Source organism: Ruegeria atlantica (assembly GCF_001458195.1).
In the GTDB taxonomy this organism is placed as follows: domain Bacteria; phylum Pseudomonadota; class Alphaproteobacteria; order Rhodobacterales; family Rhodobacteraceae; genus Ruegeria; species Ruegeria atlantica.
The window spans coordinates 706,268-722,752 of the sequence record NZ_CYPU01000039.1 but is presented as its reverse complement, the minus strand read 5'-3'; the positions used below and the strand labels follow the sequence as shown (position 1 = coordinate 722,752).

13 protein-coding genes are annotated in these 16,485 nt (G+C 57.1%); 4 read left to right on the top strand and 9 right to left on the bottom strand.

The window, feature by feature from the left end:
* Window positions 1-79: 79 nt before the first annotated feature.
* Together RUA4292_RS13450 and RUA4292_RS13445 are read left to right on the top strand one after the other, a co-directional pair.
* On the top strand, window positions 80-2,689 hold the full coding sequence (locus RUA4292_RS13450) for a TRAP transporter permease (RefSeq protein ID WP_058278009.1): 2,610 nt from the start codon (window positions 80-82) through the stop codon (window positions 2,687-2,689).
* The gene (locus RUA4292_RS13445; RefSeq protein ID WP_058271716.1) at window positions 2,686-3,117 is read left to right on the top strand and encodes a universal stress protein; all 432 of its coding nucleotides are present in this window, start codon (window positions 2,686-2,688) and stop codon (window positions 3,115-3,117) included. The genes RUA4292_RS13450 and RUA4292_RS13445 overlap by 4 nt, the downstream gene beginning before the upstream one ends.
* A gap of 14 nt (window positions 3,118-3,131) precedes the next feature.
* Here RUA4292_RS13445 and RUA4292_RS13440 read toward each other — a convergent pair whose 3' ends face one another.
* From RUA4292_RS13440 to RUA4292_RS13430, 3 genes are read right to left on the bottom strand one after another with little or no spacing between them, the layout of a single operon-like run.
* The gene (locus RUA4292_RS13440; RefSeq protein ID WP_058278008.1) at window positions 3,132-4,172 is read right to left on the bottom strand and encodes a lipocalin-like domain-containing protein; all 1,041 of its coding nucleotides are present in this window, start codon (window positions 4,170-4,172) and stop codon (window positions 3,132-3,134) included.
* Window positions 4,162-6,576 carry an FtsX-like permease family protein gene (locus tag RUA4292_RS13435; RefSeq protein WP_058278007.1) on the bottom strand — a complete coding sequence of 805 codons (2,415 nt, stop codon included), beginning with the start codon at window positions 6,574-6,576 and terminating at the stop codon, window positions 4,162-4,164. The genes RUA4292_RS13440 and RUA4292_RS13435 overlap by 11 nt, the downstream gene beginning before the upstream one ends.
* Window positions 6,573-7,220, bottom strand: coding sequence for an ABC transporter ATP-binding protein (locus RUA4292_RS13430; RefSeq protein ID WP_058278006.1), 648 nt, complete (start codon window positions 7,218-7,220; stop codon window positions 6,573-6,575). The genes RUA4292_RS13435 and RUA4292_RS13430 overlap by 4 nt, the downstream gene beginning before the upstream one ends.
* A 170-nt stretch (window positions 7,221-7,390) precedes the next feature.
* On the opposite strand from RUA4292_RS13430, the gene RUA4292_RS13425 reads away from it, so the two are divergent.
* Entirely contained in the window at window positions 7,391-7,825 is a 435-nt protein-coding gene (locus RUA4292_RS13425; protein WP_058278005.1) for an ion channel, read from the top strand.
* Here RUA4292_RS13425 and cls read toward each other — a convergent pair.
* The 3 genes from cls to RUA4292_RS13410 form a co-directional block, all read right to left on the bottom strand.
* Window positions 7,822-9,234: a cardiolipin synthase gene (gene cls, locus RUA4292_RS13420; protein WP_058278004.1), complete on the bottom strand. Its 1,413-nt coding sequence runs from the start codon at window positions 9,232-9,234 to the stop codon at window positions 7,822-7,824. The two genes, RUA4292_RS13425 and cls, sit on opposite strands and share 4 nt — an antisense overlap.
* A gap of 24 nt (window positions 9,235-9,258) precedes the next feature.
* Window positions 9,259-10,248 carry an HAD family hydrolase gene (locus RUA4292_RS13415; RefSeq protein ID WP_058278003.1) on the bottom strand — a complete coding sequence of 330 codons (990 nt, stop codon included), beginning with the start codon at window positions 10,246-10,248 and terminating at the stop codon, window positions 9,259-9,261.
* Window positions 10,249-10,350: 102 nt separating this feature from the next.
* On the bottom strand, window positions 10,351-11,952 hold the full coding sequence (locus RUA4292_RS13410) for an arylsulfatase (RefSeq protein ID WP_058278002.1): 1,602 nt from the start codon (window positions 11,950-11,952) through the stop codon (window positions 10,351-10,353).
* 221 nt (window positions 11,953-12,173) lie between these two features.
* Between RUA4292_RS13410 and RUA4292_RS13405 the strand changes: the two genes are divergently transcribed.
* Window positions 12,174-12,827, top strand: coding sequence for a Crp/Fnr family transcriptional regulator (locus RUA4292_RS13405; RefSeq protein ID WP_233493432.1), 654 nt, complete (start codon window positions 12,174-12,176; stop codon window positions 12,825-12,827).
* 2 nt (window positions 12,828-12,829) lie between these two features.
* Here RUA4292_RS13405 and RUA4292_RS13400 read toward each other — a convergent pair whose 3' ends face one another.
* From RUA4292_RS13400 to RUA4292_RS13390, 3 genes are read right to left on the bottom strand one after another with little or no spacing between them, the layout of a single operon-like run.
* Window positions 12,830-14,053: a BatD family protein gene (locus RUA4292_RS13400; protein ID WP_058278001.1), complete on the bottom strand. Its 1,224-nt coding sequence runs from the start codon at window positions 14,051-14,053 to the stop codon at window positions 12,830-12,832.
* A complete protein-coding gene (locus RUA4292_RS13395; protein WP_058278000.1) occupies window positions 14,050-15,555 on the bottom strand; it encodes a VWA domain-containing protein in 1,506 nt (501 codons plus the stop codon). The genes RUA4292_RS13400 and RUA4292_RS13395 overlap by 4 nt, the downstream gene beginning before the upstream one ends.
* Window positions 15,552-16,481, bottom strand: a complete 930-nt coding sequence (locus RUA4292_RS13390) for a VWA domain-containing protein (RefSeq protein ID WP_306346064.1) — start codon at window positions 16,479-16,481, stop codon at window positions 15,552-15,554. Before RUA4292_RS13390 ends, RUA4292_RS13395 begins: the two co-directional genes overlap by 4 nt.
* Window positions 16,482-16,485: the final 4 nt, after the last annotated feature.

The window sequence follows — 16,485 nt, the reverse complement described above, 5'->3', positions numbered from 1 at the left end:
AACGGGCGCCCTGCGACCCAAACCCGAACTAATCGGGTGGATCAGAAGGCCAAAAATGGCCGCGACGGGGAGACATTTCATGAGTTCCGACACACAATCCAATCGTCCGCTATCCGAAGAAGAGCTACAGGATCTTGTGGCCTCATCCGATGCGGGTGGACGTAATCCGGTCGGTAATGTCGGGATTTTCCTGGCTGTGGTGGCCGCGATCTGGTCGATCTTTCAGGTCGTTCTGGCCTCGCCACTTGCGAACTATGTGCTGCCCGGCAGCGTTGTGAACAACGCGCGGCAGTTTCACCTGGCCTTTGCGTTGTTTCTGGCCTTCGCAGCCTATCCGGCGCTGAAATCAAGCCCGCGCAACTATATCCCGGTTCAGGATTGGATCATGGGGCTGCTGGGCGCGTTTGTCGCGCTGTATGGCTATTTCTTTTACAACAAGATCGTCGATGCAGGCGGTCTTGCGGATGACACCGACAAATGGGTCGCCCTGGTTGGTCTGCTGTTGTTGTTCGAGGCCGCGCGTCGTGCGCTTGGCCCCGCAATGGCGATCATTGCGACGATCTTTCTGGTATATGTGTTTTTCGGATCCTCTGATTGGGTTCCCGAGGTTATTCGCTGGAAAGGCGCAAGCCTGAAAAAGGCCATGAGCCATATGTGGATCACGTCCGAGGGCGTGTTTGGTATCGCGCTTGGGGTTTCGACCAAATTCGTTTTCCTGTTCGTTCTGTTCGGGGCCTTGCTGGATAAGGCCGGGGCAGGGAACTACTTTATCAAGATGGCCTTCGGTGCCTTGGGGCACCTGCGTGGTGGTCCTGCCAAGGCGGCCGTCGTGGGTTCGGCCGCGACCGGCCTGATTTCGGGTTCGTCCATCGCCAACGTTGTGACAACCGGTACATTCACCATACCGCTGATGAAGCGCGTGGGCTTTAGCAGCGAACAAGCTGGATCGGTCGAGGTTGCCTCATCCGTGAACGGACAGATCATGCCGCCGGTGATGGGGGCTGCGGCCTTCTTGATGGTGGAATATGTCGGCATTTCTTATGTCGAGGTGATCACCCACGCCTTCCTGCCTGCCGCGATTTCATACATCGCGCTGGTCTACATCGTGCACCTTGAGGCCGTGAAGCGGAACATGCCCACGCTGGGCGACCGCGACGTAAAGCTGGCGCGCACAGTTGTCGGTATGTTGTCCTTCTTCCTGGTCTTTGCCGGGCTGTGCTACGGTTCTCAATTCCCGGTCGAAGCGGTGACAAACTGGGTGCCGTCATCGGCTGGGCTGGTCCTCAGCCTGATCATCTGTGCCATCTATGTGGCACTGCTGTATCTGGCCGCTCAGGTGCCGGATCTTGAGCCGGACGATCCAAACGCCAAAGAAGTGACCTTGCCGGTCATTGCCGACATCTACAAAGCTGGGCTACACTACCTGTTGCCGATCATCGTGCTGGTCTACTTCCTGATGATCGAGCAGAAGTCACCGGGTCTGTCGGCCTTCTGGGCCACGACGCTGCTGTTCGTGATCCTGCTAACGCAGAAGCCGCTCAAGGCGATATTCCGCGGGCAAAGCAACGTCTACAACACGTTCATTGATGGTGTAGCAGACCTTTGGCAGGGCATGATCGACGGCGCGCGGAACATGATTGGTATCGCGCTGGCAACGGCAACAGCTGGCGTCATCGTGGGCACTGTGACGCTGACTGGTGTCGGACAAGTAATGGCTGACCTGGTTGAGTTCCTGTCAGGTGGCAACCTGATCCTGATGCTGATTATGGTCGGCCTGCTGAGCCTGATCCTGGGCATGGGCCTGCCGACCACCGCAAACTATATTGTGGTCAGTTCGCTGATGGCGGGTGTGGTTGTTGAGCTGGGTGCGCAAAGCGGACTTATCGTGCCGTTGATCGCGGTGCACCTGTTCGTCTTCTACTTTGGGATCATGGCAGACGTGACCCCGCCGGTTGGTTTGGCAAGCTTTGCGGCCGCCGCAGTATCCGGCGGTGACGCTATCAAGACCGGTTTCATCGCGTTCTTTTACAGCCTGCGCACCGTGGCCTTGCCGTTCGTGTTCATCTTCAACACGGACCTGCTGCTGATCGATGTGACGTGGGTCGAGGGGATAACGGTGGCGATATTTGCGACAATCGCCATCCTCGTCTTTACGGCCGGGACAATGGGGTACTTCCTGACCCGCAGCCGGATCTATGAAAGCATCGCACTGATCCTGGTGGCGTTCGCGTTGTTCAGGCCCGACTTCTTCATGAACCGCATTGCTCCACCGTTTACCTCGGTTGAGCCTGCTGCTTTTGTGGAAACCATCGGCGAAACCCCTCCGGGTACCGAGGTGCGCATGGTCATCAATGGGCCGGACTTTGACACGCTTGAGATGACGGACACGACGGTTGTTGTGCCCGTTGGCAGCGAAGAAGGAGGCCAAGCGCGAGTTGACGCGATGGGCTTGCTGCTGCTTGAAGAAGACGGGCTGGTTAAACTGGAAGAGCCGCTGTTCGGAACTCCGGTCGCGGATGATCTGGATATCTTCGACTACTATGGGGATGAGGCGGTTCGCCTGACCTCGGTCAGCTTGCCCGCCAGTCAGCCACCGAAACAGTTGATCTACATTCCGGCAATGCTATTGCTGGGACTGATCGCTTTCCTTCAGCGCGGCCGCGCCGCCAGACAAGAGGTGACCGCATGACAAACGCTGTTCTCTGTGCCGTCGATATCAGCAACGGCGATCTTGATACGCATGTCCTAAAGAAAGCTGCGAAGCTGGCCGATCAGGAAGGTGCTCAACTGGATGTGGTGACGGTCCTGCCGGATTTCGGAGAAAGTTGGGTGTCTGGCTTTTTCGAAAGTGATTTTCACGACAAGGCGCTGGAAGAGGCACATACCAAACTGGCCGAGATGTGTGTGTCTACCCTGGGGGCGGATCGGAATGAAAAGATCCGCCACGTGGTCGCGACGGGTACTGCCTATCAGGAAATCCTGAAAACTGCGGACAGTGCTGGTAGCGATCTGATCGTGATCGGTGCGCACAAACCAGACTTGAAAGACTATCTGCTTGGCCCGAATGCTGCACGGGTCGTGCGGCATTCAGACGTCTCCGTCTACGTGGTGCGCTAAGAAGACCGGGCGGATCAGTACCCGGTCATTTCAAGATACCCCCGTCCGGAATGGCTGCCGCTGATCTGGACGGGACCTTCCCAGTATTCAAGCCGGGTGGCCATCCACGCGTCGGGTGTCAGTGCTGAGACCTCAATGTCGAGATCGCGGGTGGGCAAGGTGACACGCCATTGGACAGGTACATCGCGGCCGGCGACGGGCGCGGTCGTCAGCGGCTCGAACGCTACAGAGCCGTTGGGGATTGCGGTTGTCGTACCATCCGCGGCGATCCACGTGGCCGCGGTGAAATCGCTACGTTCGCCCCGTAGACGAAAGGCCATCATCTTGTCACCATCGTCAAAGCTGAGCGAGAACCAGTCCCAGCCGCTTTGATCTGCGGCCAATGGTTGTGAGGACCATTCACGATCCAACCAGCCTTGTCCGGTGACTGCCACGTCGCCATCTGGCAGCCGCAAAACGCCTTGGACCTCGTAAAACGGCTGGGAATAGTAATAGCTGGCTTGCCCGTCGCCGGACTTCACCGAATATCCGTTCTCGCCATGAAAAACAAACGGCCCGTTGGCTTGGAGCTTTAGGTCATAGCCGAAATCCGCACCGTTCGCAGAAAGGCTGACCGTGTTTGGGTCTGACCCGCGCATGTGCCATTCGTCGATCCACGCCTCGAATGGCGTGGCCGTAACCCCAGCCTGACCGATGCCACCGCGCGACAGGCGCTCCGCGAAATAGTGTTTGTCGGGCGTGGTCACCGCAGAATGGCCCATCCAGATTTGCGGACTTTGCCACCCCTCGACCTCATGCGGTTTCAGTGCCGATCGAAACAGGGTCCACTGGATACCGTAGTCGCGCCCATCTTCACTTTTTAGGTTTGCCGTCAGATACCACCATTCGATCCGGTAATCCGGGTGGGGACCATGATCTTGCGGGAATTGAAACGTGTAATCCGGTTGCGGAACAGTAAACCCTTCGGCAGAACCACCCAGGCCTGCGTATCCTTGCGCGCGGGCAATGCCCGGCACGGCCAAAAGCAAGATGAGCAGCCAGATTCTAACGTTCATTGGCAAACACCTTCAGTAGATCCGCAGGCGGCAGGCGCAGCAAACGGGCGGCGGGCAGGGCCGCTGCGACGGTGGCTGCAAGAAGCGTGAGCCCCAACAGATAGACCCAGTCGACAGGAAACAGGTACATCGGAAGTCTCCAGCCGAATGCTTCGACATTGATGACGGCCAGCAACGCCCAAGCCAGGGCCAACCCCAGCGGCAGCGCCAGAAGCGCTGTCAAAACAGCCAGCAACACACTGCGCAAAACTTCTAGCTTTGCCAGTTCGGAACGTGTCAGCCCGAGCGCCCAGACGGGCGCAATCTGCGGCAGGCGCTGCGTCCACAACGTCAGCAGGCTGGTCAGAATGGCGAACCCTGCAACCCCCAGCGTCAGGATGTTCAAGGCCGAGGTCACAACGAATGTCTTTTCGAACACCTGCATGGATTGCGCCTTCATTGCGGCTTGCTGGACGACTGCTCGGCGGGGCAGGTCGAACTCGTCGCGCAGGGCCTGGGCCAGATCCGTGGCGCGATCAGGCGCGACACGAACGCCAAACCGGCGCGCCTCAGCGCCGGGCGCGATCTGATCAAGTTGCGACATTGAAACGATGGCCTGACCGGTTGGGTTGCCATAGTCCGAATAGACACCTGCGATGGTCAAAGTGTCAGCGGGTGTGATCGCCAGAATATCTCCGGGCCACAGGTTTTCCCGGCGGGCAAGTTGTTCGTTGATCAGCACGGCGGTTCCGTCATGGAACCTGTCCCAAACACGTTCCGAGGAGCTGATCAGCGGCCATTTCTCACGATAAGTCTTATCGTCAATGATGCCATAGAGAAACAAGGGGCCCGACGAATGTGCCAGTTCAACGTTTCGGATCGGCAGGATGGCATCTACCTGCGGGTTCAGCCATTGTGCGATGTCCTGACCCTGCTGATCGGAGGCAGCGGTGACGTAGAGCTCGGATGTCAGGCGCTGGTCCAGCCAGCCGGTAAAGGTCAGCCGAAAGCTGGAAACCATCGTGCCCACGCCGATATTCGCGGCAAGCGCCAGCAACAAGGCCATCAGCGCCAGGGACAGGCCCGGCAGTTGGGCGCGCATGTCCGACCAGACCCATTGGGCTATTGGCCCTTTCGCCGAGCGCTGAAACAGGATCAGAACGCGCGACAGGGCATAAGGCAAAACCAAAGCAGAGCCGACCAGCAACCCGGCGACCATGACGAAACCGGCCACCAACCCTCCGAACAACAACAGGGCCAGAATGCCACCGACAATAGCGACGACACCGGCAAGGGCGACGACCCGGCTACCCGAAGCCGCGCTACGCCAGGCCTGCAAGCCTGCGCTGCTTAGGATCGGCATTCGCGACAGGCGATACAAGGCGTGTCCGCTGGCCAGAAAAGTGCCACCCAAGGCCATCGCCAACCCGGACAGTGCCCATTGTGGTTGCAATGAGATCTGGCCACTGACAGGTGCGCCATAAAGTCCGCGCAAACTTGCGGCCACGTCCGGCAGCAGCGCGCCCGCGAGGAAAAAGCCAAGCACCAAACCGAGTACTCCGCCGACAATCGCCAGCACGGAAAGCTCAGCCATGATCAGCCAAACCAGCCGCCGCATCGAAACGCCCAAAGCGCGCAGGGTCCGGATCATGCCGCGCCGTTGGGCAAAGGCCAGGCCCACGGTTCCGTGCACGATGAACAGTCCCACCGCAAAGGACAGCAGGCCAAAGGCGGAAAGGTTCAGGTGAAAACTGTCGGTCAGTTGTGCGGTATCCAGTTGTTCCTGTGCCGGGACCCGCTCCAGTTCGGGGGCAATAGTCGACAGCGGTGGAATTGAACCGGGCTGATCCGGTAAAATGATCAGGTGCGAAATCTCTCCCGGCTTCTTCAGTAACGTCTCGGCCACACCGATGTCGGTCAGGATCAGATCGGGCGGTAAGGCATCGCTGATCAGGATCGGAGGCAAACCGGTCTGGCCGGCCAATAGCGGCTCTAAAACCGGGGTCGTCAGCAATCGCCCCGGCGAGGTCAACATATCGGCAGGGTCGGGTGGCGTGCCGCTTTGTTCCATCTGCGTGACGGCGGGCAGGGCGGGATAGGCCACCATATCAACGCCAAGGACCCGTAATGCCTGACCCTGAACCCGCAATGGGCCTTCCAGTACCGCAGCAACCTGCCAGCCCGCGCGCCTCAGCTCGACGTAACGCGACAGGGGGATTGGACCGGCGGGGTTGTGCAACTCGTCAAACCGACCTAGCGCCAGTTGATCAGCGGCACGATCATAACTGGCGCGGGCCTCGGCATTGATGGCCTGCACCGCCGACCAAAGACCGGTTGCAAGGGCCAGGCCGATCAGCAGGGTCGCCAGTTGCAGACTGTGCGCCCGCCAATGAGAAGCCAGCGCCTGAATGACGGTCAGCGTCATGCGATAAGCCCGCCAGACAGATGCACACGCCGATCCAAACGGGCCGCAATCTCGTGCGAATGGGTGACCAAAAGCAGCGCGGCCCCGGTATCCGCAACAAGAGCCAACATGAGGTCAAGAACGGTGGCGCTGGCGGTTTCGTCCAGGTTTCCCGTAGGTTCATCCGCCAGTAGCAATTTGGGCCGGGCGGCCATGGCACGACCGATGGCAACGCGCTGTTGTTGTCCGCCCGACAGGTTCTCGGGATATCGATCAAGCAGATCGGAAAGGCCCAGCCGCAGGGCCAGATGGGCGCACCAATCGGGGTCGTGGCACCCGGCCAACCGGGCATGAAACGTCAGGTTTTGACCTGCTGTCAAAGATGGGATCAAGTTAAATTGCTGAAACACCAGCGATAAGGACGTGCGGCGCAGGGCGGCCCGGCCCGGATCATCCAGTTGCGACAGGGCTACGCCGTCCAGTGTGATTTCCCCGCTGTCCACAGTGTCCAATGCGGCAGCGAGGTTCAGCAGGGTGCTTTTACCGCTGCCGCTTTCGCCGGTCAGGGCTAGCGTTTGGCCGCGATCCAGCGACAATGACACGTCGCGCAGGACCGGCCGACCACCGGGATAGGATTTCTGAACCTTGTCAAATGTCACAAGCATGTTCGCCCTCATTTTTACAAGGATTTGCAACAGTTTCGCCAACTGTCCAGCGTTGACGCGCCATAGGTTCCTTTCGCCGCACTATGAACATGGGTGATCGGGTTGTCTCAGCCGGAAGTGCAGGTCATTGTTAGGCCATCCGTCGTCGGTACAATTCAGGATGCGAAAACATGACCTTGTCACAGCAGATCCTTTGGGGCAGCACGTTTCTCGGGCTTTGCTTTCTGGTCGAAATCTTTCTTCTGACTCTGTGCACGCTGGCCATCAACAGGCTGATCGAGCGTTGGGAAGCCAGAGGCGCCATTTTGGCAACGGCCGGTCCAATTGCAACCGCGCTGGCCTTTATCGTCGCGACCCACACCATTCAGGTCTGGATTTGGGCCATCGTCTGGGTTTTCGGCGATGTATTGCCCGACTGGAACACGGCGCTGTATTTCTCGCTGGTCTCATTCACAACGCTTGGCTACGGCGACATCGTCTTGGGCGAAGACCTGCGGATTTTCGGTACTTTTGCTGCAGTTACAGGCCTGTTGGCCTTTGGGTTGTCCACGGCCTATATGGTCGCCCTTATGACCCGGGTGTTTCAGGAAAGGTTCATGGCTTAAAGGATGGGTGAGAATAATCGCGCCAGCGGAGCGCCTAGGCGTATGTGCACTGGTTGCTGTTCCAGATAGCGCGTCAGCTCATAGCTTTTGGCAAAGTCTTTTTGCAGCATCGCATCGACTGCGGCTGTGGTCTGGGGATCAAAGAACAGGGCCATTGCCTCGAAATTTAACCGAAATGATCGATTGTCCAGATTGGTCGTGCCTACTGCGGCCAGTGAGTCATCCACAACGAAGACCTTTTGATGCATGAAGCCGTCTGTGTATCGCAGGACTTGTGCACCACAGGCGCGAACTTCATCAAAATATGCAAAAGCCGCCAGCCACGGCAGGCGGTGATCAATGACATCAGGAACAAGAATGCGCACATCGACACCGCGCAAAGCCGCGTGTTTCAGAGCGGTCATGATATCGATGTCGGGTACGAAATAGGGCGACGCGATCCAGATCCGGTTTCGCGCCTCTGTGATGGCGGCGAAGAACATCATCGACCCGGTTTCTGTTTCATCGCCGGGGCCGGTCGCGACTAGCAATGCGTTGATATCCTGATCCGCCTCGGACCCGGCCCAATCCAACTGGTCGATCAGATCTTCTTCATGCGCCCAATGCCAGTCTTCGATAAAGATCAACTGCAGTTGCCGGACAATGTGGCCGGTCAACCTGACATGGGTGTCGCGCCAATGTCCGAAATGCGGGTCTTGGCCCAGATACTCGACCCCGATGTTGTGACCACCGATGAATCCCGTTTCGCCATCGATAACAACGGTTTTGCGGTGGTTGCGGTAGTTCAACTGGAAACGGAATTTTGGTCCGCGTTGTTCATGTGGATCCGAAACGGCGATGCCGGCCTCGCGCATCTCTTCGATGTAGTCCTTGGGTAGGGCGTAACTGCCGACGGCATCCATCATGAACCGGACACTGACTCGGCGTTTGGCTGCTTCGATCAACTTGTCTTTCAGCTTCTGACCCAGCGCATCGGCCCGAACGATATAGAACTGGATCAGGATGTAAGTCTTGGCAGCATCAATCGCCTCAAAAATCGCATCAAAGGTGGCCTGCCCATCAATCAACAGCTCTGCCCCGTTGCCGCGCGACACGGGCATATGCGCCAGCGCCTCGAACGGTTTGGGATTGATAAGCAATTTGTCGGCATCGGGCGTTGAGTAGTCGGCGAAGGTCTTGATCCCCTGAACCACGCGCTGGCTTTCCTTGCGTGCGATACGGTAACCCCGAAATCTATGGTGTCCCAAAAACAGGTAAAGCGGCACGCCAAACATCGGTGCTGAGATCAGAAAGACCACCCATCCGACCGCGCCCTGAGGTGTCCGCGCGGTTTGGGCCGCGCGCACAGAAAAGAAAACTGCTGTTGTGTAAAGCGCAAAGACGAAGGCGGAAACAAGCAGTGTCCACATAGGGTTATCGGGCTCCGTGGTGGTTCAGTTCGCCCCAGTGTAGATGCGCGACCAGTCTTGCGCCATATCTACAATCACCCAACCCATGTCTGGCCCTTTGTCCAGTCCATCGACCAGTTTGCCGATTGGGCTTTCCCGGTCATAGGCCCATTCACGTTCTGCATCGGTATGGTGAATCAAGACGCCCAACCGTGGCCCATCGCCTGCGGTGGTCCATTCCAACATGGCAAAATCGCCATCCGAATTTCCCCCGGCCAGTATCGGGCGTCTGCCGATCGTGCGCTCGATGTTTATCGGCTTGCCTTCCTTGTCGTCCACGAAAGCGATGCCATCGGCTTTGGTAATGACCGGTCCACCGTCCGCGCTGTCATAAGTGGTGTCCATGTATGTACCCAGAATCTGTTCGGGCGGGATGCCATAGGCGTCTTCGGCGAAGACGCGCATAAAGTGCACCCCACCGCCTGAGACGATGTAGGTCTTGAACCCTTCGTCTCGCAGATACCGCAGTAACTCGACCATCGGCTGATAGGTCATCTGGTCATAGGGCAGTTCGGTTTCCGGGTGCCGGGCGGTTTCCAGCCAGTCGGCGACGATGCTTTGGAATTCGTCGACCGTGACGCCGGAATGAGAGGCATTCAACACCTCGATCAAGGCATCATGGCCACCTTCCGCGACCGTCTTCAGATCGCCTGTCGCAGCGGCCTGCAAAACGGGCGTAGTCAGGATCGAAGGGTCATCCCCGGCCATCTGAGCCAGCCGGTCCATAGCAAAGATCAGTTGAAAATACACAGGCTGTTCGGCCCAAAGCGTGCCGTCATTGTCGAAAACGGCGATCCTTTCTGCTGGCGTCACGTATTCAGGGCGCTGTGGGTCGGTCACGGCAGCGACAAACTCGATGATGCGGTCCCGCGAATCCGATTCCGCCCAAGAGGGCAGCGGGTCCGCTGACGCGGTGAAATTTCCGAAACTGTTCAGAGCGACTGCCACAGCAAGAGCAGAGAGTGTTCGTGTCATGGTTCATTACCTTTGACGCATCTTGCGGCAATAAAAATGCTGCAAACAAATCAAAAAAACCCGCAGTGCCAGATGGGTACTGCGGGTTCTGGTTTTTCGGTTTTACTTCGAGCCGACCTGACTGAAGATCTTGTCCTTGGCATCGCCAATCGTAAAGCTACCGGGCTTCTGCCGCGGTGGGAACTCTTCGAAAGTATCAAGGAACTGGCCTACATATTCAGCCGCTGGCAACAGCAGGTAGACTCGGTCAATGTACCAGTCCCAATAGGTGTTCGAGGTGATATTGGCCCGCTCGTAGGGATCGCGGCGCAGGTTGAACAGCAATGGAATGCGCAGTTCGGTCCAGGGTTCGGCCCAGGCGCGCAGAGTCTGCGGATAGCGGTGCTCGAGGAACACGGCCTTCCAATCGTCATAGCGCAGCGCGGTCAAATCACCATCATCCGAGAAGTAGAAAATCTCGTGCCGTGGGCCTTCTTCGGCCTCACCGGTCAGGTATGGCAGGAAATTGTATCCATCGAGATGCACTTTGTAGTCTCGTCCGCCGCCCACTTCGGCAACGGTGATCCCTTCCAGAAGTTGCTCCTTGATGTCCGGATTTCCGGCGACCGCCAGATAAGTTGGCAACCAATCCATGTGATGCATGATTTCATTGCTGACCGAACCGGCCTCAATGTTACCGGGCCAACGTACCATGGATGGCACGCGCCACCCACCTTCGTAGTTGGTGTTCTTTTCACCCCGGAACGGCGTCATGGCCGCATCTGGCCAAGTGTTCATATGAGGGCCATTGTCGGTGGAATAATGAACGATGGTATTGTCGGCGATCCCCAGTTCATCCAGCAGAGCAAGGAATTGACCGATGTGCATGTCATGCTCGATCATACCCGCTTGGTACTCGTCCATATGCTTGCCGGCAATTTCGTCAGCCTTTGTACGCATTTCGTCTTTGACATGCGTACGGAAATGCATCCGAGTGCCCGACCACCAGACAAACCACGGTACGCCTTCTTCGGTTTTGCGCGTGATGAAGTCGAGCGCGGCGGCAACTGTTTCGTCATCCACGGTTTCCATCCGCTTTTTGGTAAGCGGGCCGGTGTCTTCGATCATGCCATCGGAACTGGATTTGATGACCCCACGCGGACCGAATCGCTCGCGGAATTCAGCGTTTTGGGGATAGTCTTCGTTCTCGGGCTCTTCCTCTGCATTCAAGTGATAGAGATTGCCGAAAAACTCATCGAAACCATGATTGGTCGGAAGCATTTCGTCCCGATCGCCCAGGTGGTTTTTACCAAATTGACCTGTTGCATAGCCGTGAGCTTTCAGCAGACCGGCAATGGTCGGGTCCTCGACCTGCATACCTTCTTTTGCACCCGGCAGACCGACCTTCGACAGGCCCGTACGGAAAACAGACTGGCCCATAATGTAAGATGAACGACCGGCGGTGCAGGATTGTTCACCATAATAGTCGGTAAAGATCATGCCTTCTTTCGCGACACGGTCGATGTTCGGCGTCTGGTATCCCATCAGGCCCATCGTATAGGCCGAGATGTTGGATTGTCCGATGTCGTCGCCCCAGATCACAAGAATATTGGGCTTTTGATCCTGTGCCCAGGCGGGCAGGGCCAGCGCAACCGCGACGGTAGCTACGGCGAATTTGCGCAATGTGCCGCGCCAACTATCTGCAATCAATAGGGGTGGTGACATGGTCTACTCCTGAATTGGCCGGATCTTAATGATCCGTTGATCTAAAAGTAATTGATGGCGGCGATTATCTTTCCCGCCAACAACGTATTGATTCCCGGTAGGAAAAATTCACATTACGTCGAGAATCGAATAGCCTTACCTTAGGCTATGACAATGCTCGGAAACCTATCATATGATGAGATTGATGAATACTAATGTTTGAAAATCCACGTGACCGACAGATGCTGCTTGCCTCAGGGTGGTTCGGGGCGCGAGGCGCAAGCTTTCAATCGGATTTACTTGCATGCGGGGTCGCAAAATCCTTCGATGAGGGTGAGGCGCTGTATAACTACGGAGATCCCGCCAACGGGGTCTTTGCGGTTCTAGAGGGTTCCGTTCAAATCACTGCACCTGCGGATGATGGACAGGACTTCGTTGTCCACAGACAGGGTGGCGGGTTCTGGATCGGTGATCTTGCGTTGTTAGCCGAGTCCAACCGACTGGTAAGTGTTGTTGCGACACAGAAAACGCGAGCATTGTTTTTTCCGTCTCGGCGGCTGGACCGACTTGTTCGTGACAACCCCGAATATGTTCGTGATTTCTATGCGTTATCGCATGAGAACATGCAAACTGCGCTGCGCATCATGGCAAATCTGGCAGTGACTGGGGCGGAAAAACGGTTGGTTCTGCGCCTTTTGCATCTGGATGAAGGGGCCTCAAAATCCGATGGGTGGATCGTCGTGTCACAGGATGAACTGGCCGAAATGGTGGCAGTGTCGTTGCCTACGCTACACCGTAAATTGCACAACTTGGTAGAGCTGGGATTGATCGAGCTTGGGTATGGCCGCGTACGGCTTAAGGATAGGCGCAAGTTGATCGCCGCCTGCCAGTGCTGACCCTACGGGTTAAGCGGCGGTAGCGGGTTCTGAGCGCGGTGTTCAGCTTGTTTCATAACCTTGAGTTCGGACAATGCCGCAGCCCAAGCCTCCGGTATTGAGCCGGTGCGGGATGAGTATCTTGCGGCCCCAATCCTAGCCAGTTGCTCTTCCAGGCCAATTGCTTTTTCGGGGGTATCGCTGCGCAGTTTCCACAACTCCAAGGCAGAATAAGACATTGAGATATCATTAGCTTGCAAGGCTTCCCTCAATGCATCCAGCGCAAAGTCCGGAGATATTCGATATTTGTCGCGCCGCGCCTGTTTCCAACTTGTGACACGCGGACCAAGGAACCGTACAAATGCCCAAAGAACCAGTGTCAAACCGGCTGCCATGGCTAGCAACCTGAAAATCGTATCCGCATCCTGCGGCCGCCACTTCGGTGGAGCAAGCGTTAGATCAACCGCGTCGATATCAATTTTCTCAACCTGATTGGTGTCCAGATTGTACCACCGGATCGTGATAGGCTGCAGTTGGGTCTGGCCACCTTGTTGCGCAAGATAGACGATCTCATCAACGCGCTGGCCAGACAGAACACCCCGGTCTTCGCTTTCGGTAAATCGCGGCTCTTTCGGATAGGCGCTCAGAAGCGGGTCCTGTATACCGGGGATCAATTCCGGCACCAGAAGGGGAGTCGTGCCGACAATTTTGGCAGTCAGGCTTCGAGTGATGGCACCCCCGTTTTCCATTTCGGTTGATCCGTCGATCTGCTGGTCGACCGTGAAACCCGTGGCCAGGATCAGCGGGTCCAGATCGCGAGCGCCCTCTGGTACAACGGCGTTCAAGGTCATTTCGGGCAAAGGAACATTGACCGTCGTTGGAGCATTCGTTTCTGGATCGGCAAAGGTCACCACAACCTCTTGCTCGCCGAATTCAATCGGCCCAGCCTGAAGCGGATACAGACGGTAGCTGCGTTGAACACCGGACCAGGTCTCGCCATCCACAGTTTCGCTGATTGGGCCGGAAGCACGCTCAGGCAGGCGAACAAGAAGGTTTTCTTGTTCGAGGGACGGAAACACCGGCGGGGACGGCATGAATGTGGGGACAAGTACCTTTATCCGTACGATTGCCGGTTGCCCGACAGTAACCGGATCGGTCGGTGCCTCGGCTGTGACCTGCGGTTGAACACCTGTCTGCGCCCCCAGTTGTACCGGGAGAAACAGCATGAGGAATATGAGGTATCTCATTGCTGCTGCTCCTGATTTTCCAACAAAAAGCGATTTCGCAGAAAGTCCTGCATATCTGTGTCGATCGTGCTGATCCATTGATCGGCAGACATAGCCTGCGCACCTTCGGTCGGGGCCTGAATGGTCGTGTCCTCGCCGCGCCCGGCTTCATTGTCAAAGACTGTGTCATCGGCCCCGATGCCCGCTTCTTCGCCTGTGTCTGACTGCTCTCGGGTTGTTTCAACGAAGTCGAGGATCGCTTTGGAAACGTCCAAGTTGTGTTGCGCTTCGAGCCAATTTGGCCGACGCTCCAAAGCCGTTTCAAATGCTGCTATGGCCGGCCTGTACTCGCGGTTTCGAATGCGCGCCATGCCTTCGGAAAAGGCCGCCTCGGGCGTGTCCAGTTCGGTAAAGACTGCCGCGGCTTCGGGGTACTGACCTGCTTTCAGCTGCGCATAGCCCTTGTGATATGGGTCTCCAAACAGCTCTGCCGCCTGAGCGTAGCGTTTCTTGTTCATCGCAATCTGCCCCTGTTGATCCGGGGTCAGGAACCAATCTCGCCAACCATCGGCTTTTGCGGATCCTGACGGAGCCGCAAAAATCACAGACAGCAACAACAAACGGATCACCCAACCGCGCCGGAACCAAAGCAACGACAAAAACGCGGCGGGCCAAGCCAACATCCACCCTCTGTCCTGCCAGTCCAATCGATCATCGTCGTCCAGCGCCGCAGTGTAAGCCGATTGAATTTGACGCTCTAAGCGATTGATATCACGTTCATCGTTAGAGAATGGAACAACCGTCGCGGTCCTCAGGTCGTTTAACTGAGCGATGTTTTGACCGTTCGGCAGCATTGTCAGAAAAAACACGGGCACTGTTGTGTTCTCAAAAGCAGAGAGTTGAGACGGGTCCAGATCGTCCAGAACAAACAAAACTGCGCCGGGTGTATCACTGTCGTTCAGGATCGTTTCGGCAAGGGGCAGTGCGTCTGCGGCTGCATCCCCTTGTTTTGGCATGACTGCTGGCGCGAGGCCCTCCAAAAGCGGGCGCAGGATGTTGGCATCCTCGGTCAGGGGCGCAACGCGGTGTGGGGTTCCGGCGTAGGCAATCAAAGCGGTCTGCGCTCCGACACGCGCATTGATCAGATCTGTCACTTTGAACTTGGCCCGGTCCAGCCGGGATGGTGGCAGGTCCGGTTCCTCCATACTGTCCGTGACCTTCAGTGCTATTACCAGCGGGGCCGTGTCCGCAACCAAAGGGTTCGGGGCCCGTGACCATGTCGGTCCGGCCGCGGCTAAGGTGACAAGGATTGCTGCGATCATCGCGACGTCTATCGGGTACACACGCTTCCCGTTTTCTGCCCCCAGGGTCAGGGCGGCGGCAAGGTGCGGCGCGATGCCGGTTATGGATTGGGAGTGCGAATTGGGTTTGGGCCGCTTCACCCACCAGAGTATCGCAATAGGGATGAGGAACAGCAGCCAAGAGGCTCGCAAAAAATGGAAATCTGCCAACGCGCCGCTCATGCTGCACCTCGGCGCCGCTGGATGACAAGTTGGCCAGCCATGGAGATGAGCATGGTCAGTAATGCCAACGCAAGCGGGTAATGGGCAAGGCTTTCACGTGGTCTGTAGCTTTGCGTTTCCACGACCCGGGGGTTGAGTTCGTCAATGCGTGCGTATGTGTCAGCCAATGCTTCTTCGTCATCTGCAAAGAAGTATTCACCGCCCGTACGGTCTGCGATGTCCTTTAAGGCATCCAGATCCACCCGGTCCTCGCTCGAGGCGTCAGGATCACCAACGCCGATTGTGTAGATGACGACGCCTTTCTCGGCCGCGATTGCTGCGGCGTTTACCGGCGTCATGCGGCTGGACGTATCCGCCCCGTCGCTTAGAACGATCAGCAAGCGCTGGTCGACCTCGCTGGAGTCAAAGGTGCGTATGCCCAGACCAATTGCATCCCCCAGCGCAGTATTGGGACCGGCAATGCCAACTTGAGTTTGGTCCAGGAACCCATTCAAACTGTTCAGATCTTCGGTGAAAGGGGCTTGAACAAAGGCCCGAGTACCAAAGATGATCAAAGCCATCCGGTCGCCTTGGCGTTCGGCAATAAATTGACGCAGCACATCCTTAACTGCGGCCAGCCGTTGTTTTGGAGCGCCATCCGTTGTTGTGAAGTCCCGCTGGTCCATTGACCCTGAAATGTCCAAGGCAAGCACCACGTCGCGCGCTGACTTTTCGATAACCAATGGTTCACCAAGTTTTTCGGGGCGGGCCATGGCTGCTAACAAAAGAAGCCAGATTAATGCGATTGTGGCGTCCTGAAACCGTGCTCGGCGGGGAATGACGGATCCTGACTTGGGTTCAACTCCAGCGGCCTGTGCGACATGGCGAAAGAATGGGATGCGGATCGAGCTGCTTTTTTCGCGATACGGTGGGGCAAGCCGATACACTAAA

Coding starts and splice junctions, on each gene's coding strand:
- RUA4292_RS13450 (WP_058278009.1), top strand. CDS start 80: ATGAGTTCCGACACACAATCCAATCGTCCGCTATCCGAAGAAGAGCTA.
- RUA4292_RS13445 (WP_058271716.1), top strand. CDS start 2,686: ATGACAAACGCTGTTCTCTGTGCCGTCGATATCAGCAACGGCGATCTT.
- RUA4292_RS13440 (WP_058278008.1), bottom strand. CDS start 4,172: ATGAACGTTAGAATCTGGCTGCTCATCTTGCTTTTGGCCGTGCCGGGC.
- RUA4292_RS13435 (WP_058278007.1), bottom strand. CDS start 6,576: ATGACGCTGACCGTCATTCAGGCGCTGGCTTCTCATTGGCGGGCGCAC.
- RUA4292_RS13430 (WP_058278006.1), bottom strand. CDS start 7,220: ATGCTTGTGACATTTGACAAGGTTCAGAAATCCTATCCCGGTGGTCGG.
- RUA4292_RS13425 (WP_058278005.1), top strand. CDS start 7,391: ATGACCTTGTCACAGCAGATCCTTTGGGGCAGCACGTTTCTCGGGCTT.
- cls (WP_058278004.1), bottom strand. CDS start 9,234: ATGTGGACACTGCTTGTTTCCGCCTTCGTCTTTGCGCTTTACACAACA.
- RUA4292_RS13415 (WP_058278003.1), bottom strand. CDS start 10,248: ATGACACGAACACTCTCTGCTCTTGCTGTGGCAGTCGCTCTGAACAGT.
- RUA4292_RS13410 (WP_058278002.1), bottom strand. CDS start 11,952: ATGTCACCACCCCTATTGATTGCAGATAGTTGGCGCGGCACATTGCGC.
- RUA4292_RS13405 (WP_233493432.1), top strand. CDS start 12,174: ATGCTGCTTGCCTCAGGGTGGTTCGGGGCGCGAGGCGCAAGCTTTCAA.
- RUA4292_RS13400 (WP_058278001.1), bottom strand. CDS start 14,053: ATGAGATACCTCATATTCCTCATGCTGTTTCTCCCGGTACAACTGGGG.
- RUA4292_RS13395 (WP_058278000.1), bottom strand. CDS start 15,555: ATGAGCGGCGCGTTGGCAGATTTCCATTTTTTGCGAGCCTCTTGGCTG.